This window comes from Alloprevotella sp. (assembly GCF_057240785.1).
On sequence record NZ_DBHHRH010000030.1, the window covers coordinates 59,240 to 79,378 of the forward strand.

Annotated in this window: 18 protein-coding genes; 12 read left to right on the plus strand and 6 right to left on the minus strand. The window is 48.1% G+C overall.

Annotation, left to right across the window (positions count from 1 at the left end; all coding sequences use genetic code 11):
* Nucleotides 1–29: 29 nt before the first annotated feature.
* The 6 genes from mnmG to ACO4R2_RS06525 form a co-directional block, all read right to left on the minus strand.
* Nucleotides 30–1,907, minus strand: a complete 1,878-nt coding sequence (gene mnmG / locus ACO4R2_RS06500) for a tRNA uridine-5-carboxymethylaminomethyl(34) synthesis enzyme MnmG (RefSeq protein WP_484769620.1) — start codon at nucleotides 1,905–1,907, stop codon at nucleotides 30–32.
* Between the two features lie 148 nt (nucleotides 1,908–2,055).
* Nucleotides 2,056–3,306: a glycosyl hydrolase 53 family protein gene (locus tag ACO4R2_RS06505; protein WP_484769621.1), complete on the minus strand. Its 1,251-nt coding sequence runs from the start codon at nucleotides 3,304–3,306 to the stop codon at nucleotides 2,056–2,058.
* 419 nt (nucleotides 3,307–3,725) lie between these two features.
* The gene (locus ACO4R2_RS06510) at nucleotides 3,726–4,244 is read right to left on the minus strand and encodes a DUF4251 domain-containing protein (RefSeq protein WP_484769622.1); all 519 of its coding nucleotides are present in this window, start codon (nucleotides 4,242–4,244) and stop codon (nucleotides 3,726–3,728) included.
* 165 nt (nucleotides 4,245–4,409) lie between these two features.
* The gene (gene dprA / locus ACO4R2_RS06515) at nucleotides 4,410–5,495 is read right to left on the minus strand and encodes a DNA-processing protein DprA (RefSeq protein WP_484769623.1); all 1,086 of its coding nucleotides are present in this window, start codon (nucleotides 5,493–5,495) and stop codon (nucleotides 4,410–4,412) included.
* A 45-nt stretch (nucleotides 5,496–5,540) separates the two neighbouring features.
* Entirely contained in the window at nucleotides 5,541–5,930 is a 390-nt protein-coding gene (locus ACO4R2_RS06520) for an acyl-CoA thioesterase (protein WP_484769624.1), read from the minus strand.
* Nucleotides 5,931–5,944: 14 nt separating this feature from the next.
* Entirely contained in the window at nucleotides 5,945–7,228 is a 1,284-nt protein-coding gene (locus ACO4R2_RS06525; protein WP_484769625.1) for a DUF2851 family protein, read from the minus strand.
* A gap of 242 nt (nucleotides 7,229–7,470) precedes the next feature.
* On the opposite strand from ACO4R2_RS06525, the gene ACO4R2_RS06530 reads away from it, so the two are divergent.
* The 12 genes from ACO4R2_RS06530 (at nucleotide 7,471) to ACO4R2_RS06585 (ending at nucleotide 20,068) form a co-directional block, all read left to right on the plus strand.
* Nucleotides 7,471–9,291 (plus strand): DEAD/DEAH box helicase, encoded by a 1,821-nt coding sequence (locus ACO4R2_RS06530; protein WP_484769626.1) that lies wholly within the window; start codon nucleotides 7,471–7,473, stop codon nucleotides 9,289–9,291.
* 12 nt (nucleotides 9,292–9,303) lie between these two features.
* Complete coding sequence (locus ACO4R2_RS06535; RefSeq protein ID WP_484769627.1) at nucleotides 9,304–9,960, plus strand: porin family protein; 657 nt, start codon at nucleotides 9,304–9,306, stop codon at nucleotides 9,958–9,960.
* Between the two features lie 575 nt (nucleotides 9,961–10,535).
* Nucleotides 10,536–11,405 carry an OmpA family protein gene (locus ACO4R2_RS06540; protein ID WP_311489839.1) on the plus strand — a complete coding sequence of 290 codons (870 nt, stop codon included), beginning with the start codon at nucleotides 10,536–10,538 and terminating at the stop codon, nucleotides 11,403–11,405.
* 155 nt (nucleotides 11,406–11,560) lie between these two features.
* Nucleotides 11,561–11,689 carry a hypothetical protein gene (locus ACO4R2_RS06545; protein WP_484769628.1) on the plus strand — a complete coding sequence of 43 codons (129 nt, stop codon included), beginning with the start codon at nucleotides 11,561–11,563 and terminating at the stop codon, nucleotides 11,687–11,689.
* Between the two features lie 116 nt (nucleotides 11,690–11,805).
* Nucleotides 11,806–13,092, plus strand: coding sequence for a methionine adenosyltransferase (gene metK, locus ACO4R2_RS06550; protein ID WP_484769629.1), 1,287 nt, complete (start codon nucleotides 11,806–11,808; stop codon nucleotides 13,090–13,092).
* 53 nt (nucleotides 13,093–13,145) lie between these two features.
* A complete protein-coding gene (locus ACO4R2_RS06555; protein ID WP_484769630.1) occupies nucleotides 13,146–13,721 on the plus strand; it encodes an LOG family protein in 576 nt (191 codons plus the stop codon).
* On the plus strand, nucleotides 13,721–14,758 hold the full coding sequence (locus ACO4R2_RS06560) for a DUF4271 domain-containing protein (protein ID WP_311489843.1): 1,038 nt from the start codon (nucleotides 13,721–13,723) through the stop codon (nucleotides 14,756–14,758). Before ACO4R2_RS06555 ends, ACO4R2_RS06560 begins: the two co-directional genes overlap by 1 nt.
* Nucleotides 14,759–14,775: 17 nt before the next feature.
* Nucleotides 14,776–15,516 (plus strand): uroporphyrinogen-III synthase, encoded by a 741-nt coding sequence (locus ACO4R2_RS06565; protein ID WP_484769631.1) that lies wholly within the window; start codon nucleotides 14,776–14,778, stop codon nucleotides 15,514–15,516.
* 36 nt (nucleotides 15,517–15,552) lie between these two features.
* Nucleotides 15,553–15,969, plus strand: coding sequence for a ribonuclease P protein component (rnpA, locus tag ACO4R2_RS06570; protein ID WP_311489845.1), 417 nt, complete (start codon nucleotides 15,553–15,555; stop codon nucleotides 15,967–15,969).
* 75 nt (nucleotides 15,970–16,044) lie between these two features.
* Nucleotides 16,045–16,269, plus strand: a complete 225-nt coding sequence (gene yidD / locus ACO4R2_RS06575; RefSeq protein WP_315092404.1) for a membrane protein insertion efficiency factor YidD — start codon at nucleotides 16,045–16,047, stop codon at nucleotides 16,267–16,269.
* Between the two features lie 185 nt (nucleotides 16,270–16,454).
* A complete protein-coding gene (locus tag ACO4R2_RS06580; RefSeq protein ID WP_484769632.1) occupies nucleotides 16,455–16,994 on the plus strand; it encodes a TatD family hydrolase in 540 nt (179 codons plus the stop codon).
* A gap of 182 nt (nucleotides 16,995–17,176) precedes the next feature.
* On the plus strand, nucleotides 17,177–20,068 hold the full coding sequence (locus tag ACO4R2_RS06585; protein WP_484769633.1) for an outer membrane beta-barrel protein: 2,892 nt from the start codon (nucleotides 17,177–17,179) through the stop codon (nucleotides 20,066–20,068).
* The last annotated feature ends 71 nt before the right edge of the window (nucleotides 20,069–20,139 follow it).

A 20,139-nucleotide genomic window follows, 5' to 3' on the forward strand; every position in this document is an offset into this window, starting at 1 on the left:
CTGAATAGAAATACACCTTTTTATCGACATTATCTGCCTAATAGTACCAAGAGTACACTAATATCTGAAGGGGATACTCCTGGGATTCGGCTGGCTTGTCCGAGTGTTGTGGGCTGTAAGGCTGTTAATTTCTGTCGAGCTTCTGTTGATAGGGAGTTTATTTCCTCGTAGTTGAAATTGCCTTTTATTTTAATGACCTCCAAACGTTGCATTTTTTCAGCCAATTGTTTCTCTCGTTCGATGTATCCGGAATATTTCATTTCTATTTCTGCTGCTTCGGCAATCTCTTCTTTTTTATCGCTGAAACTATCGATGAGTTCTTTCAATTTATCTATTTCTTCGGACAATAAAGAGAGATTGAGCTCGGGGCGCACTAAAAGATCGAAAAGTTTGCATCCGCGCTGCAATGGGGTGGAGTTATGTTGCTCTAAGAACGCGTTGATTCTATCTATCTTTATGGGGTAGTTGTGACAGAAAGAGATGATTTCATCGATGTTTTTCTGTTTCTTTTCCCAGATAGAGGTGCGCTCGGGTGTGGCAATTCCCAGGCGCGATGAAATAGGGGTGAGTCGAGCATCGGCATTGTCTTGGCGCAGCAGAATACGGTATTCAGCACGCGAAGTAAACATACGGTAGGGTTCATCCACTCCTTTTGTTACAAGGTCGTCCACCAAAACGCCGATGTAAGCTTCGTCGCGGTGGAGAGTTAAGGCTTCGCCGCCGCTGCATTTAAGTGCGGCGTTGATACCAGCAAGCAAGCCTTGTCCAGCTGCCTCCTCGTAACCAGTCGTACCGTTGACTTGTCCGGCAAAGAACAGACCGTCTACCTTTTTCGATTCCAACGAATGTTTTAGTTGGGTAGGGTCGAAGAAATCATACTCGATGGCGTAGCCAGGCCGATAAAGTTTTACATCGCGGAAGCACGGAATTTGTTTCAGAGCTTGCAGCTGGATATCCATGGGCAGACTTGATGAGAAACCGTTTAGGTATAGCTCGTTGGTTTCTACTCCTTCTGGTTCGAGGAATAAGGGGTGGCTTTCTCTGTCGGGGAATACTACCAGTTTAGTCTCGATACTCGGGCAATAGCGCGGGCCGATACTTTGGATTTGTCCGTTGTAGAGAGGAGAATCTGCTAGTCCTGAGCGCAGAATCTTGTGAACTTCTTCGTTTGTATTACACGTCCAACAAGGAAGCTGCGGTAATTTGCGTTGTGGACCGAGATAGGAAAAGCGATGATAGTCGGTTTCACCGGGTTCTAAGCCCATTTCCTCCAAATGTACCGAACGTTTATCGATACGTACGGGAGTACCTGTCTTCATGCGAGCTTTACGTATGCCGAAATGCTCGATAGATTCGGTTAAAAACTTTGAAGCCGGTTCGGCGCACCTTCCGCCTTCCACCTTGCTGCGTCCGATGTGCATCAGACCATTCAAGAACGTTCCCGCAGTAATGACCACGGCGCGGGCATGAAGCACGACATCCCAAATAGTACGTACGCCCGTGATTTGTCCGTTTTCAACGAGGATTTCGCGGGCTTCATCCTGCCAAATGTGCAGGTTGGGTGTATTCTCCAATAGGATGCGCATTTCCTGTATGTATCGTGCGCGGTCGCACTGTGCACGCGGACTCCACATGGCAGGACCTTTGGAGCGGTTGAGCATTCGGAATTGTATGGCCGAGGCATCTGTCACGATGCCCATCAAGCCTCCCAGCGCATCCACTTCGCGCGCAATCTGCCCCTTGGCGATGCCACCGATGGCTGGATTACACGACATTTGTGCAATTTTGTTCATATCCATTGTCACCAAGCAGGTCTTCGCCCCCATGCGGGCAGCAGCGTTGGCCGCCTCACATCCAGCGTGGCCCGCTCCAATGACAATGACGTCGAAATTAAATTCTGCGTTCATTCAGTTACTTTTCTTTCAGCCCGCAAAAATACGAAAAATACGCGATTATGTGAAAGTCAGAGCATTATTAGTCAGAACCCCACCATACTCTTATCCTCTCTTTGAAGGTAAGTGATGGCGGGGCTCGTAAGGAAGTTGCACGAATGTTTTATCTTATGAGAATCTTTTGATTTTGCTTCAAATAAAGTCCTGGAGTTTGTGGATGACTGATGCGGAGACCTTGTAACGTGTACCAGCTACTATCTGCTGTCGAGGTCGATAGAGAGACGATGCCAGAAGTAGGCGATAGAAATGTTTTCAGTGCAGAAAGTGCTGAAGTGGCCCTCCCTGTACGATTATCGAATAAGGGAGCATTGTACCAAGAGTCTGTCACACGGTGTGACGTCCAATCCAATCCGTTTTCGTTGGCTTCTGGAAACCACCAATATAGTCCGTTTACGTTTTGATGTTTATGAAGAGTAGAGATTAGATCCTCTGTGAAGTGTTCTTGTCCTGCATCAGAGTAGGGATAAGTACTCGTCAAATCGTAGGTAGTTCCGCCTACAGGCCAAGCATAGGGATAGCCCGTTTCGACAATCATGATTTTCTTATCGCCAAACTTGTTTTCAAGTGCCGTCAGAGCCTTATCTAACGAAGAGAGAGTACCATGATAAGCAGGGTAATAGCTCAATCCGATGATATCATAATCGACTCCCGCTTCAGCCATTTTCTGATAGAAGTTTTCTTGCACATTGGGCTGCAAAGTCCGTTCTGTGTGGAGGATTATCTTTGCTTGCGGGCAAATTTCTCGGCAAGCCTGCCCCGCGCGTTTTAGCAGAGTGGTGAAGCGTGCCCAATTTGCTGTGTTGCCGATGTAGCATCTATGATCTTGTGAGCCTTCTTTTCCCCAGAGCATGCCATAGCTAATTTCATTGCCTGTTTGGATGAAATCAGGTGTCGCACCAATCTTCACGAGTTCTTTAAGTACGTCCGCGGTATATTTGTAGATTTCCGTGTAGAGTCCTTCATCGTTCAACTGTTCCCAGTCCTTTGGTGTCCATTGTTTGGCAGGATCAGCCCAAGAGTCGGAGTAGTGGAAGTCAAGTATCAGTGACATTCCCGCGGTTTTGATGCGTTTAGCAAGTTTTTTGACAAACTCCAGGTTTTGACAAACCCCTTGTCCCTTATCTGTTGCCGAGGCGTTTTCTGGATTAACAAAGAGGCGCACACGCATAGAGTTGAGTCCTTGTTGTTTGAAGAAAGCGACGACATCTGTCACAGGACGGCCATCATGGTCGAAATATTTCGCCCCATTCTGCTCATATTTAGGAAGAAGCGAGATATCGCCACCCACATATTCTTGGGCTGATAGGCTATTAGCGCAGAGAAATGCAGCTGCTAAAAACTTGAGAATTTTCATAAAAGCTTAATATTTATTGACAGGCAAATGTAGTAAAAACTATACATGTCGGAAGAAAATCTCTATATAGATTTGTTGTGCCACTTCTTCTCTCTTTTCGATGGTGATGTTTTGGACTATTGGCAGAAGGATTGAGTAGAGAGTTTCTTTCGTTTAGATGTTGGAGTATGTTTTGCTTTTTTTCAAGCTCTGTGTGTGAGAAATTGCGAGCTAAGATTATTGCTATTTTGCGCAAAAAGTGCTAAATGATGCTTTTCTATAGGGTGTGCTTTGCTACAATAAGGGCGTCAGCTGACACAATAAAGAAGCCAGCTGACAGAATAAGGATGTCAGCTGGCGCAATAAGGAAAACGACGAGTTTGAGAGGTGTATGTAAGGCTGTTTTTGTTCTAAGAACTTATGCCTTGCGTGGAAAATATTTAGAATTTGAGTTCGCCATCGTAGGAGATAGACTGGCGATTGACCGGCAGTACATACAAATCAAAACGACCATTGTCGAAGATGTTGAGTGTGTATTTGAAGAAATCTTCTGCAGTACGCACTGAGATGTAGATGGTGGTGCAATTTTTCTTCTTCCGAACTTGCTGAAAACTTTCCATTTTCTGTTCGAAATCCAACGCGTTACCCATATTGTAGGACGAATGATAGACAGCTCCGAAATAAGGAAGATAGCTGCGCAACGTATCGCCTTTAACTTCCAGAAAGAACTCTCCACCAACGTATTTGCTCGATGCACTGACAGGGTACATATTATTGACGTTTAGTGTGAAATGCTTACTGTTGAGTACATTCTGCACAACCGTAGAAACTTGTTCCGCCTTTTCCGCACGTTTCTGTCCTGAAACACTCTGCGAAGCAGTGCAAGCCGTAAGGAAAGCCATCAGAGCAAGCAGTACGAGCGTATGGCTTATTATGTTATTTTTCTTTCTCAGCATCATTGTAAGTTTTAGTGTGAATATGCGAATATAAAAAAACTCTTTGGTAGTGACCAAAGAGTAAGCTGTTTTTACAGATAATTTCTGTTTGTTTAGTTTTCTTACGAATCCGTTTAAGTGGTTTATTATCAGTTTGATATGTCCTGTTTGTGGTAGTGGTGTGAGGGCTTATTTTAGCAGTCGATACATACCGCCTGGAAGCACTTTGATGATGCCGCGTAATTCCATAGATAGGAGCAGCGTGTTGACTTTATTGAAAGGGAGCGCCGTTGCTGTGACAAGGTTGGAAATCGTGTGAGGGCGCCCATCTGCAAGACTTTTGCAGATACATTCCTCTTCGGGTGAAAGTTCAGGGAAAAGCTCGCGCTGAATGGGTTGCAGTGTTTTCGGTTGTGTCCATTGCAGTGCCAGCGTGATATCCTCGGCCGATGTGACCAATTGTGCCGTTTGTTGTGCGATGATACGGTTGCAACCCTCGGAATAAAGGTCGCCAATACGACCAGGATAAGCAAAGACATCGCGGTTGTAGTTCTGCGCCAGATGTGCCGTGATGAGTGCGCCGCCTTTTGCCGCACTTTCTACAACGATCGTGGCATCCGCGATGCCTGCTACGATGCGATTGCGGCGCACAAAGTTGCCCTTGTCCGGCTTCGTGTTGGAAGGATATTCTGTGAGCAGTCCGCCCGCTTCTAACATACGTATAGCCGTGTCGCGATGGGAGGCAGGGTAGATGCGGTCTAAGCCGTGCGCCAAGACACCTATTGTGGGTAGATTATACTCTAAGGCGTTGCGATGAGCGTGGATGTCGACGCCATAAGCAAGGCCGCTGACGATGAGCGTGTCGGGCAAAAGGTGCGCCAGGTCTTGCAAAAGGTGGCGGCAGAGGTCTTTACCGTATTCCGTGATATGGCGCGTCCCCACGACTGATAAGATGTGCGGCGCATTGAGCTGTGCTGTTCCACGATAGAAAAGGAGCAATGGAGCATCGGCACAATTGCGCAAACGCTCCGGATAGTCCGTGTCGTCAAAGCCTAGGATGCGTATGGACTTACTTTGGCAGTATTCCGCCTGCTGTTCCGCCCAATTGAAAGCTTCGGGCGAATTTTTTAGTGCAGCTTGGAGCTTTTCCGGAGCATCTTTGCCGCTTTCGAAAACAGCCTGCGCCGAACCAAATTTTTGATAAGCCTCCAGCGCTTGCGCTTGGCTACAGCCACGCAAGCGAGAGAGAGCGAGAAGGAAATGTTGTTCGTTCATAGAGGTCAGAAAAGGAAAACCGTGTTTTGAAGTAGTGTCGTGGAGTTAAGGAACGAGTTGTTGGAGTTCCTCACAGTCGCCCAGACGGCCGTTTACTATAGCAACCACCGTGGTTTGGGCTTTCAAGCACAATTGGCGGTCGGGGAGGCGCAACAGTTGCTGTTCGAAAACGTATTTGATGCCTTCTTTGCGAACAGAGAGCTGAGAGAGAAATTCATCGCCTGGTCGGAGTGGCGTCTTGAATTGCATTTCTAAACGAGCTACCACGGTGTCGATGCCGCGGTGATGCAACTCGTCGAAAGCAAGTCCGCGCGACCGAATGAATTCATTACGCGTGTGTTCAGTATAGTGCTGATAGTTGGCGTTATTAACGATGCCTTGAATGTCGCATTCATAATCGCGCACTTTTATTCTAAGTTCAAAGATAGGAGTCATAATGATAGAATGTTTTATGGAGTTTTGCGTAAATATTCTGTGCCGAAGCGGCAGCGGATACAGTCGCGCTTTTCGCAGTATTCTCGCTTCAGCTGGATGAGGGCTTGGGAGTCGGCCGCATTGCGTACAGGAAGTCCTGCTGCTGTCCAAGAGCGCGTGATGAAATTGTGCTCTGCCCGCGTCTCTTCCAAGAGGTTGAAAGCGCGTTCACAAAGGCTTTCATCGAGACGTTCCTTTCCGTAGGTAAATAGCAATGGAGCAACGGTGTTGATGATAATCAAATCGAGACTGGCGTTCTGCAACTGCTTCGGGTTCTCAACGGAATCGGTGCCGAAGGTGTAGTGGCGTCGCCAATAGTCCGTTGCCTCAGCGCGCAACAAGGAGCGAAGGCTGTTCAGATTACGTGTTTCAAGGACTCGAGAGAAGTTGACGCCTTGCCGGAAGTAGAGATCTACAAGTTGCGACAAGCGAACGTGGGGAAAGTTTTGTGGGCGGAGTCGGAGAAACTTCCAATGGTGGAAATCCATTGGCGTAAGTGAGAACTTGTGCTTTAGAAAGGCGTATTCCTTTTGCAGACGGCAAAAATAATCATCCCGACGCTCTTGCGCCACTGCTGCATCGTCCAGCAAACCTGCTTGTCCGAAAAAGAAAGCCTCCACCTGGAACACATTATCACGGTGTTTCCCAACCGCACTTGGCTCAATGAGAAACGCCCATTCCTCGAAAGCTTCCGAATTAACCGAAAAACCAAAGTTGCGAGCTAAGGCAATGAAGAACGTACGCTCCCAATCTTTGCACGTGCGTTGTAGATAGCCGCGCAGGCGGTTCGTTTTGTCCTCCAAGCGCTCAGCCGTCAGAGCAGCCAACCATGCGTGTTTCTTGATATCGGGGAGGTGAGGAATGATGCGATAGCAGGGAGGAAAAGTGTCTTCGTGAAGCAGTTCTTCATAGTTGCGGAGAATCTCGGGCGGAACCGTAAGTACAAGTTGGGGCAAGGATTTACCGTCGAGCGTAAGTGCCTGCTCATCGGCAACGGAAACCACATGGAGCACTACGTTGTTGTATGCAGCGTCCTGCTGGTGCTGATGTCGAAACCAATCCGAAGCACGTTCGTGAATTTCCACATTTCCCACCCACAATTGCCCGCCTATTTTCACTTTTGCGTTAAAGAAGTCGGGGCCAGCATTGAAGTTGTGTAGACCGGGATCTATGATGTCAACCTCGGCGCCGTCTTCCGTGTGCAACGCTCTGAGAGGGTAGATTCGGTGTTGCCAAACGTAATGGAGCAATTTTTCCATATTTGTGTCCATACTGGTTTAAACGAACAAAGGTAAGGACTTTTCTCGGAACGTGCAAGTATGCTTACTCCCGCCTTTTTCTGCTCACGAGGTAAGGTTTTCTCCCTGCAGGTGAGAAAAAAGATTGAAATTGTCAATAATTCAAGACAAAAGAGAAAGCGGGCACAATACTTCCGTCTATAATTTATTTTGTACTTCCTTATTATAGGTGTACCTTTGCCACGATTACAAAAGACATTGATTTGAAGACATTTGAAGAACTCGGCGTTTCGGAGGCTATCCGTCGCGCTGTGGAAGAACTGGGATACGAACAACCTATGCCCGTTCAAGAAGAAGTGATTCCCTATCTTTTAGGCGAGAACAACGACGTGATTGCACTTGCTCAAACGGGAACGGGTAAGACGGCAGCATACGGGCTGCCCATTTTGCAAAAGGTGAATCCCAGTAGCCGATCTACGCAGGCAATAGTGCTAAGTCCTACGCGTGAGCTCTGCCTGCAGATTGCAGACGATTTGAAAGACTATTCCCGCTATATCGACGGTCTCTATGTGCAGGCTGTTTATGGCGGTGCCAGTATCGACAGTCAGATACGTGCACTGAAAAAAGGAGTGCAGGTTATTGTGGCTACACCTGGTCGCTTGATCGATTTGATGAATCGAGGTGTAGCTCGTTTGGACGAAGTACAGAACGTGGTGCTTGATGAAGCCGATGAAATGCTCAATATGGGCTTCTCGGAAAGTATTGATGCTATCCTTGCGGGAGTGCCCGAGGAGAGAAACACATTGTTGTTCTCGGCCACGATGAGCAAAGAGGTGGAAAATATTGCAAAGAACTATCTCCACAACCATAAAGAAATTGTTGTCGGTTCCCGTAATGAGGGGGCAGAAAAGGTCAATCATATCTACTACATGGTGCAGGCGCGCGATAAATATGCGGCACTGAAGCGTGTGGTGGACTATTATCCGCGTATCTATGCCATAGTGTTCTGTCGGACGCGTATGGAGACGCAAGAGGTGGCCGATAACTTGATTCGCGACGGCTATAATGCCGAGGCGCTCCACGGCGACTTGAGCCAGGCTCAGCGCGACCTAACGATGCAGAAGTTCCGCCAACATACCATTCAGCTGCTTGTGGCAACCGATGTGGCTGCTCGCGGTTTGGACGTGGACGATCTGACGCACGTTATCAACTACGGATTGCCCGACGACATTGAGAGTTACACCCATCGCAGCGGCCGAACGGGGCGTGCAGGTAAGCGAGGTACGAGTATCTGTATTATCCACCAGCGTGAGAAAGGGAAAGTACGCGCCATAGAGCGTATTCTGGGCAAAGAGTTCGAGGTCGGTGTTCTGCCAGAGCCCAAGGAAATTTGTACCAAACAGCTCTATCACGTCATCGACCGCTTGGAACATCAGGAGGTCGACGAAAACGAAATTGCACCCTTCATGCCCGAAGTGCTTCGCAAGCTCGATTGGCTCACAAAGGAAGACCTCGTGAAGCGCGTTGTTGCAGACGCTTTCGGACAGTTCCTAAAATATTACGCCAACGCACCAGAAATCCTACAGCCGAAAGATCGTGGCGGCAAGCACGATGAAGGCGGTGGTTTCTCACGTCGTGGACGTCGTGAGGACGGACCACGCCGCGCCGAAGCAGGTTATACTCGGTTGTTCATCAATTTAGGTAAGCGCGATAATTTCTACGCTCGAGAAATTATCAACCTTATCAATCGCCATGTGAAAGGCAATGTAGAAATCGGACGTATTGATTTGACGCAGAATTGTTCTTTCTTCGAGGTTCCCGAAGGCGAGGCCGAAATCGTTCTCAAGAAGATGCGCCGCGCCAAGGTAGGCGATCGCCCCGTTGTAGTGGACAATGCCGATAGGGATGCTTCTGCCACAGAAGAGCGCAGGGGACGTAAGCAAGCAGGAAAGGGACGTGGCGAGCGCGGTACTCGTGGTGAACGTTTCGATAAGCCGCGTAAACGTCGTTCGGAAGAAACTGTAGCGAAACGGCCGAAGAAGAAAAATAACAAAGAAGCCGACTGGCGGAAATTTTTTGAATAAACATAACAATACATGATAAGAAAACTCATTATGAGGCTGCTCTTGTTGCTCGCTATGCCAGCAGCAGCGCAGCATTTGCAAATGAAGATCGGGGGCGGTTTTGCTTCCCATCATGCTGATGCCAAACTTGTTGGTGCTTTCAAGGCAGGTTTGGGCTATGAGATTGAGCTTAGTCAGCACTTGACGGTGACGCCATGGCTCACAGCTTATGCTAAGGGCTGGAAGGACAAGGATCAAGTGGTGAAGTATTATGACGAGCAAGGAAATCCTATTCTTAATGCCGACGGTACACAGCGTACCGGCATAAAGAGCCGTACAACATCAGCTAATTATTTGGAAGTGCCCGTCCTTTTCAACTACTATCTGCGCCTGGATGAGTCGCGCTATGTTGTTTTGAGTGCAGGACCTTATGCAGCTCTTGGTATCAACGGTCAGCAAAAGACGCGTGGAGATGCCGAACAAGAAGGTAGTCGCAAAGTGTTTTATAAGACTTCTACATTCAAAGGAGCAGGCATTCATCGCTTCGATGCGGGGCTGACGGTAGGAGTAGGCTATCAATTTCCCACTCATATCACCGTGGGCGTGGAAACAGATTTCGGCCTGCTTTCCTTTGATAAATCGGGTGCGCGCAACGTTTCTGGGCTCATTACTTTAGGCTATCAGTTCTAAATACCCTGTTAGTGGTATTGCAGCCCTATAAGAACTGCCCTACCTTTGCACTCGGATTCAAGGTGGAAGTTTTCCCCAATGAGTTATAGTAAATTTAAATTGTTATGTTCCAAAAATAGCCAGCGCGAGTGAGCGTTGGCTTTTGGTTTTTTATGCGGGTGTGCTTTCTTGTGCGGATTGTCGCTATCAGCTCTCCTCTTTTCCCTGTCATCTTCTATTGTTTCATGGTAAGCAAAAGAGGGATGTTGCTCATTCGTAAAGTGTTAATATATAAAGTAATAATGTGGGCCGTGTTTTTCCTTATTGCGTCAGCTGACACAATAAGGCTGTCAGTTCACACAATAAGGCTGTCAGCTGACACCCTTATTGTATTTTTGAACAGCTCCTAATAAGGCTATCGGTCCCTTCTTTTTGTGGTTTCACCAAAAAGTTGTGCAGCAAAAAGGGTGGGAGGGGAGGAATGGGCGCAATAAGCAGAAACCCTTGTAAAAACCGCAAGAATCATTAAAACATACTAAATGATTTGTCCGGTTCAGATAAAAAAGCCTATCTTGCGAGCTGGAACAATAAATCCAATGTACATAATGAAAATCAGAAGTATCCTTTTCCCTGTTTTAGCAGGTGCACTTATGCTGAGCAGTTGTGCCAGCAAGAAAGAGTTTGAGGCATTGAAAGCTGAAAATGCAGAGCTCAAACTGCAAAACCAAGACACTCGTATCAATTTGGCTGAGTGTAACGCGAATTCTAAGAATCTCCAAGATCGTTTGGCGGAAGAGCAGCGCCGCGTGGCAGATTTGCGCAAAGACTATCAGACGCTGCAAGGCTCCCTCGATAAGAGTTTGCAACAGAATAACCAAGGCAATATCAACATTTCGAAGTTGGTGGACGAAATCAACGCTTCCAATCGCTTCATCAAGCAGCTCGTTGAGGCTAAGACAAAGAGCGATTCACTGAATATGGTGCTCACTAATAATCTGACACGTTCGCTCAATCGCGACGAACTTCAGGAAGTGGATGTTCAAGTTCTCAAGGGCGTTGTTTACATCTCTCTGGCCGACAATATGCTCTACAAGAGCGGCAGTTATGAAATCAACGACCGCGCCAGTGAGACGCTTTCCAAGATTGCAAAAATCATCAAGGACTATAAGGACTATGATGTGCTCGTGGAAGGTAACACTGACCCTGTGCCCATTTCTCGCACCAATATCCGCAACAACTGGGACCTCTCCTGCCTCCGCGCCTCCAGCGTTGTACAGGCACTCCAGAATCAGTATGGTGTGAATCCAGCCCGTCTGACAGCTGCTGGTCGTGGCGAATATAACCCCATCACCGCAAACGATTCTGACTTAGGCAAGCAGCGCAACCGCCGCACACAGATTATTATTACGCCGAAGCTCGATCAGTTTATGGATCTTATCGATAAAGCTCCAAACACTAACGAGTAAGAGAAACCTCATATCGGGTCAGTCCAAACAGAATGAGCTGACCCGATTTTTTATTATGTCTTACTCTTGCCGAACTATACAAAAAGGGGAGTTTTACATAAAATAACAGTATTTATTTCTCCTTTTCTTGGTGGTACGGAGAATAGGCGCTAACTTTGCAACGCAAAGTGGGAAAGACGTGGCATGAGCCTTTTGCGCTACGCCTCGTTTGCACCACGAACACCGAGGATAGATTTGGCTGCTTGCAACCTCGTAAAAAGAATGCTAAAATGACCGACGGTTAAGTCCACAATGGTAATACCGTCTTGATGGATAAAGCGCCAACGGAGGGCGCTTATTTTTTTGTTCCCTCCGTAAGCCATCGCTACAGATTTATTCATTCTTACATTTCAAAAAAACTATGTATTTATTCACTTCCGAATCGGTGTCTGAGGGACACCCCGACAAGGTGGCCGACCAAATATCGGACGCCGTGCTTGACGAACTGCTCGCTTTCGATCCCAGTTCTAAAGTAGCTTGCGAAACAATGGTGACGACTGGACAAGTAGTCGTTGCTGGGGAAGTAAAGTCAAACGCTTGGGCCGACTTGCAGACCGTGGCGCGCGACGCTATTGCCCATATTGGTTATACCAAAGCTGATTATAAATTCGACTCTGAAAGCTGTGGCATTTTCAGTGCCATTCACGAGCAGAGTGCCGACATCAATCGTGGCGTTGAGCGCATTGATGCAGAAAATCAAGGTGCTGGCGACCAAGGTATGATGTTTGGTTATGCCAATAATGAGACCGACAACTACATGCCGCTGCCTCTCTCCTTGGCTCACGACTTGATGATTACGCTCTCTCGCATCCGTCGTGAGGGGAAGGTGATGACCTATCTCCGCCCTGATGCAAAGAGCCAGGTAACGGTGAAATACGATGATAACGACCACGCCGTAGCTATCGATACCATTGTTATCTCCACGCAGCACGATGAGTTCATCTCCGCAGCCGAAGCTGGCAGTCAGGAGAAGGCCGATGAGCAGATGTTGGCAAGAATTCGTGAGGACGTTATCAATATCCTCATTCCGCGCACCATTGAAGAGCGTGTCAATACCCCAGAAATCAAAGCACTTTTCGAAAATAGCGACATCAAGTATCATGTAAACCCCACGGGCAAGTTTGTCATTGGTGGACCGAACGGTGATACAGGTCTGACAGGTCGTAAAATCATTGTCGATACTTATGGAGGTCGCGGCGCTCATGGTGGTGGTGCTTTCTCGGGCAAAGACCCCTCGAAGGTAGACCGTAGTGCTGCTTATGCCGCTCGTCATATTGCTAAGAATATGGTGGCAGCAGGTGTGGCCGATGAGATGCTCGTTCAGTTGAGCTATGCTATCGGTGTGGCTGAACCCATTAGTATCTATGTTAATACTTACGGTAAGAAGCACGTTTCTTTAAGCGATGGCGAGATTGCAGAACAGATCAAGCAACTCTTCGATCTTCGTCCCTACGCCATTGAGCAGCGTCTGAAACTGCGCAACCCCATCTATGTGGAAACAGCACGCTACGGCCACATGGGCCACAACCCGCGCATGAAGCACAAGGTGTTCCGCCTCGGCAATGAGGTGAAAGAAATGGATGTTGAGCTCTTCACCTGGGAAAAGCTCGACTATGTTGAGAAGATAAAGGAAGCTTTTGGGCTTTAATAAATAAAAAACAAACGTGGCGGGGCTTGCTCCGCCACATTTCAAAGTGACCCATGAAGATAACTGTCTATGGTGCCTCCTCGGGGCAAGTAAAAGATATTTATGTTGAAACGGCTCGCCAGTTGGGCATGATAATGGCTCAGCGCGGTCATGCGCTGGTCAATGGTGCTGGACGTATGGGGCTGATGGCAGCATCTGCCGAAGCCTGCATGGAAGCTGGCGGTCAAGCCATCGGAGTCATTCCACAATTCATGATAGAGCAGGGTTGGCAACACAAGGGGATGTCACAACTCATCGTGACGCGCGATATGCACGAACGCAAAGAGCGAATGGCCGAATTGAGCGATGCTTGTGTGGCACTGCCCGGCGGCGTCGGCACTTTGGAGGAATTGCTCGAAATCATCACATGGAAGCAACTCGGACTTTATCTCAAACCCATCGTTGTGCTCAATGTCGACGGCTGCTTCAGTCCGTTGCTCGAACAGTTGCAACGCGCTGTTGAAGAACATTTCATGCGTCCTTTACACGCTCAACTCTGGCAAGTGGCAGAAACGGCGGAAGAAGCCGTACACCTCTGTGAGACAACACCCGAATGGGATAAAAACCTACAAAAATTTGCTGCACTCTAATGCAGAAGACAATCGCACTTTTTCAGTCGGATAGTACCCACGCCTATTCTTTTGATGCGGCAGCCTCCGAAGCATCTTCCAGCGGACATGGTTCGCACCAGCTGGGGAATCGTAAACATACGTGGGAAAAAATGGCCCCTCTTGAGGCAGACCCTGATGCTGTTTACACGGAAGAGCAACTCACTGCTGCTCCAACGCGTGTGAGCACGGTAGAGCAGACGGATTTTTTCTCACCGAAAGGAAAAATCCACGACTTCACGTTTTATAAGCCACTGTGGGAGAATGCTTTTGTCGACTCTCTACAGCAAAAAATAGAGGTAGTGCCTTTTCGTCCACAAGGCGTTGCGGGAGATCCCGTGCCTTATCGTTTCCGCTCTGACGATTTTGTGACAACCGCGCTCATGCTTTCTTTCTTTCTGATGATTTATGTCATCTCGCGCAGTCGTCACTACCTCAAAAACCATATCAAAAATTTCTTCTCGCCCCACGAGTATAACGATATTTTCGCTCCACGTACGCAGAATGAGTTGCGCGGGCAGCTCTATCTCATCTTCCAGCTGTGTTTTACGTTGGGTGTGCTCACCTTCGATTATATACAATCATTCAAACCAGAAATCTTCAATTCAGTATCGCCCTATAAGATTCTCCTGGTCTCCTCCAGTATCTTCGGCGGCTTTTATTTCTTGAAGATTGCACTCTACTACTTTGTCAATAATGTCTTTTTCGACCGCAAAGTGATTTCCCAATGGAACGACTCCTATCTCTTGTCGCTCTTCTCCATGGGAGTGCTTCTCTTCCCCGTAGCTCTCTTGGTTGTATATTTTGACATCGACTTCCAAACCATGTTGGTACTCTTCTTTAGCGTGTATGCCCTCCTCAAGCTGTTGCTCTTTTATAAGTGCTTTCATATCTTTTCGGAGTATAAATTACACTTTTTGCATATAATTTTGTACCTTTGCACGCTAGAATTGTTTCCTCCGCTTATTTTGTGGAGAACTTTGAACTATGTGTTGAATGCGTTAGTCTCTATTGATTAAGAAAGCAATCCGGACAAATGATAAAGAAAATTCTTATTTCGCAGCCAAAACCGGCCTCTGATAAGTCTCCGTATTTTGATCTCGCGAAAACCTATGGAGTGGAATTTGTCTTCCATCCTTTTATTCGAGTAGAAAGTGTGTCGACGAAGGAATTTCGTGCACAAAAAGTGCAAATCCTTGACCACACGGCTATTGTCTTCAATTCTCGACACGCCATCGACCATTTCTTTAATCTCTGTAACGAACTGCGCGTTGCTATTCCCGACGACATGAAGTATTTCGGGCTTTCAGAGAAAATTATGCTTTACATACAGAAGTATGTGCAGTACCGTAAGCGTAAGATTTTCTTCGGAGCAACGGGTAAGTGGGACGACCTAGTTCAGATTATGGCAAAACACAAGACTGAGAAGTACCTCTTGCCGCAGAGCGATGTGGCCGGTGATGAAGTCTCTGCTATGCTCGAAGCTAAGAAGCTTCAACACACGGAGTGTACGATGTACCGCACTGTTCCCAATGATATGCCGAAAACGCTGGAAGGTTATGATATGGTCATTCCTTTCACGCCGAGTGGTGCTATTGCCATTGCCGATGCCTATCCCTCTTTGAAGGACGGCAAGGTGCTGGTGGGTTGTTTCGGAAAGAACACTGCACAAACGCTCAAAGATGCCGGTATTCCTGTTGCTATGGAAGCTCCTTCTGTTCAAGCCCCTTCTATGACGGGAACGCTTGAGCTCTTCCTCAAGGAAACAAATCAGTAAAGATATTAAACGCCCGTTTTCAGCGGGGAACTCAGCATGGAGAAGCCTTTCGGATTTCCGAAAATAGAACATCTTTGTTTGCGGACGGATGTGGAAGCACTCTTTACCTCAGGCAGTAGAGCCTCCAGTGTCTATCCCCTGCGCGCTGTCTATCGCCTTGTGGATCACGACGGAAAAGGGCCGAAGGTGAAGGTGTTGCTGAGTGTTTCCAAGCGTTGCTTCAAACACGCTGTGGATCGCAACCGCGCGAAGCGACAATTGCGTGAGGCTTACCGCCACCACAAAGACATTCTGCGCGAAGCCCTTCCAGAGAACGCAGCTCTCCACATAGGCTTTCTCTGGTTGAGCAATAAGCCCGTTAAGTCGGCCGTGGTAGAAGAGCGCCTTGTCAAGCTGATGCAAGGTGTTGGCGATAAGTTGCTAAAAGAACAAGAAAAGAATAACAATGAGTAATTACTACTCCTCTGCTCCTTTCTGAGGTGTACGGAGATGTAATTACTCATTGTTCGTTTATAAAATCCTCACAGAATGCTCCGTCAATTTCTCATCCGTTTGCTGATAGCTCCCATCCGTTTTTATCAGCGTTTCATATCTCCCCTGACGCCGCCCTCTTGTCGGTTCACCCCGACTTGTTCGCAATATGCCGTTGAGGCCATTCGGAAGCATGGTCCCATCAAAGGCCTCTTACTCGCCATTTGGCGCATCCTCCGCTGCAACCCTTGGGGCGGTAGCGGCTATGACCCAGTACCATAACCTTTCTCAATGTGCTAATGTGAGGAATGTGCTAATGTGCTAATGTAGCGGCTTTCGCCGTTTCGTCTGTCATGTTTTACATTTCCCCTTTAGGACAAGCCATATTTTCACCTTTTCACATTAGCACATTCAAAAAACTCACCATTCTCTGCATTAGCACATTAGCACATTAGCACATTAAAAACATGGATTTCCACACTCACAATCAGCAAGCAACGCCAGGAACGGCCATCGTCAATCTGCCGCTCGATATTGTGCAGCAACCGGAAACGTTTCGGCCCGTGGAAGGTGGGCTCTATTCTGCAGGCATTCATCCTTGGTGGACAGAGGAGGGCGATGTTGAGGCTCTGTTTGTGGGGCTAAAACAGCTTTTGGAGCATCCGCAGGTAGTGGCGTTGGGAGAATGCGGGCTCGACCGTTTGCGCGGAGGAAGTATGGAGTTGCAAGAAGCAGTGTTCTGTCGACAAGTTTCTCTTTCCGAAACCTTACAGAAGCCCCTCACTATTCATTGTGTTCGTGCCTTTGATATTCTCTTGCAACTCAAGAAAAAGCTCCGCCCTACGCAGCAATGGACGATTCATGGTTTTCGTGGTCGTCCTGCCTTGGCTCAGCAGTTGCTCGATGCGGGCTTCGATTTGAGTTTCGGAAAACAGCGCAATGAGGAATCCTTCGCCCTTACGCCTCCCACGCGCCGCCATGAAGAAACCGACGATGATTGGTTGTAGTTCTCTGATATAGTACAACATATCCTCTTATACACGGTTCATCCCCGAATTGTACAGGTTTTTATGAGTAAAGAAAAGTACCTGTACAATTCGGGGATGAACCAAAAACTTAGAAAAAGTTAGGTTATTTAAATCTTTTTTTTTACTTTTGCCACATAGACATAGCAAACCATAATATTGATATGCAGTATTTTCTCCTTTTTCTTGGATTACTCTTCTCTTTGCCAGCTTTTTCGCAAAAGGACTCCATTATGGTGTATGGCAATATTGCGGACGCTTTCACTGGTGCAATTATTGAAGATGGAACTATTGATGTATTGTCTCCCGATTCTACGGTACTCTTTCCAGGAGAATGGGCGTACAATATCGATGACGGTGTGCGGACAGCTTCGCTCTATTATTGTAAGGTTCCCGAAGAAGGCAGCTATATCATTCGGCTTCAGCACCCCAATTATTTCCCGCTCTACTTTCCCATTACCGTAAAGTTGAGCGGTCGCAGCAATGGTTTTGTGGTAATTCCTCAAAAAGCCCTCATGCGTAAGTGTCCCAAGGAGCAAAAGCTGGGAGAGGCCGTGGTGAGGGCTACGAAGATAAAAATGGTAATGAAAGGCGACACCCTCATTTACAACGCCGACGCCTTCCAACTTTCGCAAGGATCGATGCTCGATGCGCTGATTGAGCAACTGCCGGGGGCGCAACTCAATGAGAGCGGCGTGATCACGGTGAACGGCAAGCGGGTGAGCAGTCTGCTGGTCAATGGCAAGGACTTCTTCCGCGGCGACCCCAAAATAGCATTGGAAAACCTTCCGGCCTACATGGTCAACAAAGTCAAGGTCTACGAGCAACAAAGCGACTTTGAGGAGATGACGGGTCTGAAGGAAGTGGAGCGGCCGCTGGTGATGGATGTCAATCTCAAGCGGCAATATTCCATCGGCTGGATTGCCAATGCGGAGGCTGCACGCGGCACGAAAGACAAGTACTTGATGCGACTGTTTGCACTGCGATTCTCTGACTTGTCACGCTTAGCGATTTTCGGCAGTATCAACAATACTAACGACACACGGCGCCCAGGAGCAAAGGGCGAGTGGTCGCCGTCCTATCTGCCGCAGGGCTTGCAAACGAGCAAAACGGCCGGAGTGGAATACAGTTACGAAAATCGCCACAAGACGTTTGAATGGACGAGCAATGTGGACGTGACACACACCAACAACTACACGCTCACCACCTACAACCATGAGAGTTTTCTGCCCACTCAGCGCTCCTTCTCACTCAGTCGTTCGGAAGCGAACAACCACACGACGTGGTTCAACACGAGTCATCGATTTTCTCTGAAAAAAGCGGTGCGACAATCAGGGCAAATCAGTTTCAACTACGACAAAAATACCAATGACGCCACGCAACGTGCCGGCGAGGTGGGCGTCAATCCGTTTGAGCTGGTGCCCAATGGAGAGGTGCTCGATGAGCTGTTTCGCCCAGGCAGCACGCGCCTGCAGCAGTTGGCACGCAACCGTCGCTATTCGCTGATGCGCGGCAATGGCGAGAATTGGCGCTTGAGTGCACCCTATCAATTACGTTGGAGTCCTTTTCAGCAGTCGGGGGTGAACGACTTCTTCTCTTTTAATTTCTCAGGAGTTTACGACCGACATCGCGCTCAGACTTTCGACCACTATCGTTTGGAATATCTCGGTGCGGGAAGTGGAACAAACGACTTCCGCAACCGCTATCGCAGTGCTCCCTCCCATCATTACAACTTCAATACGGAGGCATCTTATTTAATGCCTTTTGGCGCGTTTTGGCCGACCTTGAGCTACAAATATTCGCAAGACTATCGTGATGCCAACACCAGTTTCTACCGTCTCGACCGGCTTGCGGGATGGGGTGCCAACACCGACTTTGCACCGGGCATGCTCCCCTCGGCAACGGCCGACATGATGCAGGCACTTGACGCGCCCAACAGCGGACACTCGCGCTTGTGGCAGCGTCGGCATCAGGTGAGCCTGCGCTTAGAATATCGCACGAAGCATCAAAACCGCACTACAATAGCCCTCCAACTTCCGTTGCGTTGGGAACTGGAGCATTTGTTGTTCGACAAAGTCGGGCAGCACTTCGACCGAAATCGAACGCAGGCGTTGTTTTCTCCGCAGGTCTATCTTCACCAACAGTTTCAGAAAGGAGAGACTAGTCATGTATTCATCCTCAACTACTCGCTGTCACGCGCAATGCCCGACTTTATCTATGCCCTCGAATTGGAGGACAGTTCCAATCCGCTCTACATCCAAAGGGGAAATGCCCACTTGGTGCCAAGCACCACACAAAACCTTTCGTTCACAATGAACACGCTGAAAAAGCATAGGAAACTCTACGACTTGAATCTGTCCTACCAACGCACTTCCAACGCGTTGGCTACAGAACGCACCTACAATCCTACCACAGGAGGATATGTGACGCACCCGGTCAATGTGAACGGCAACTGGCGCACCGACGGCACTTTCAGCACCAATGGACAGTTTGGTGCGAACAAAGCTTTCGATTGGAGCAGCCACTCCTCTTTCTCTTACGACCACAATGTCGATATGGCCAACGTGGTCGGCAGTACCACACATGAGTTGAGCACCATCGGTAGTCTTTATCTCCGCGAACGACTTTCGGTCAACTATTCGCAACGCGGTTGGCACTTGGGAGCAAAAGTGCAAGGCAGCTACAATCGCATGACCGGCCAACGCAGCGACTTCAAGGAGATCAGCGCGTGGGACTACAGTTACGGACTGACTGCACGTCTCCCCTTGCCGGGCAAGGTGGGACTGAGCACGGACTTCACCGTATTCAGCCGTCGAGGCTACACCGACACGCAGCTCAACACCAACCACTTCATTTGGAACCTCCGCCTCGAGCGCAGCATTCTGCACGGAAATCTGACCTTTGCTCTTGATGGTTTCGACCTGCTGCACGAACTTTCCAACGTGACACGCACAGTCAATGCACAAGGCCGCACCGAAACCTACCACAATGTCATTCCTTCCTACTTCATGTTTCACGCCATCTATAAGTTCAACCTGTCACCTAAAAAACGATAAAATAAAGACAAGCAGGTACAATCTCTACTTACAAGATTCAACAGGCATGGTTATATATAATGTTTAGGTTC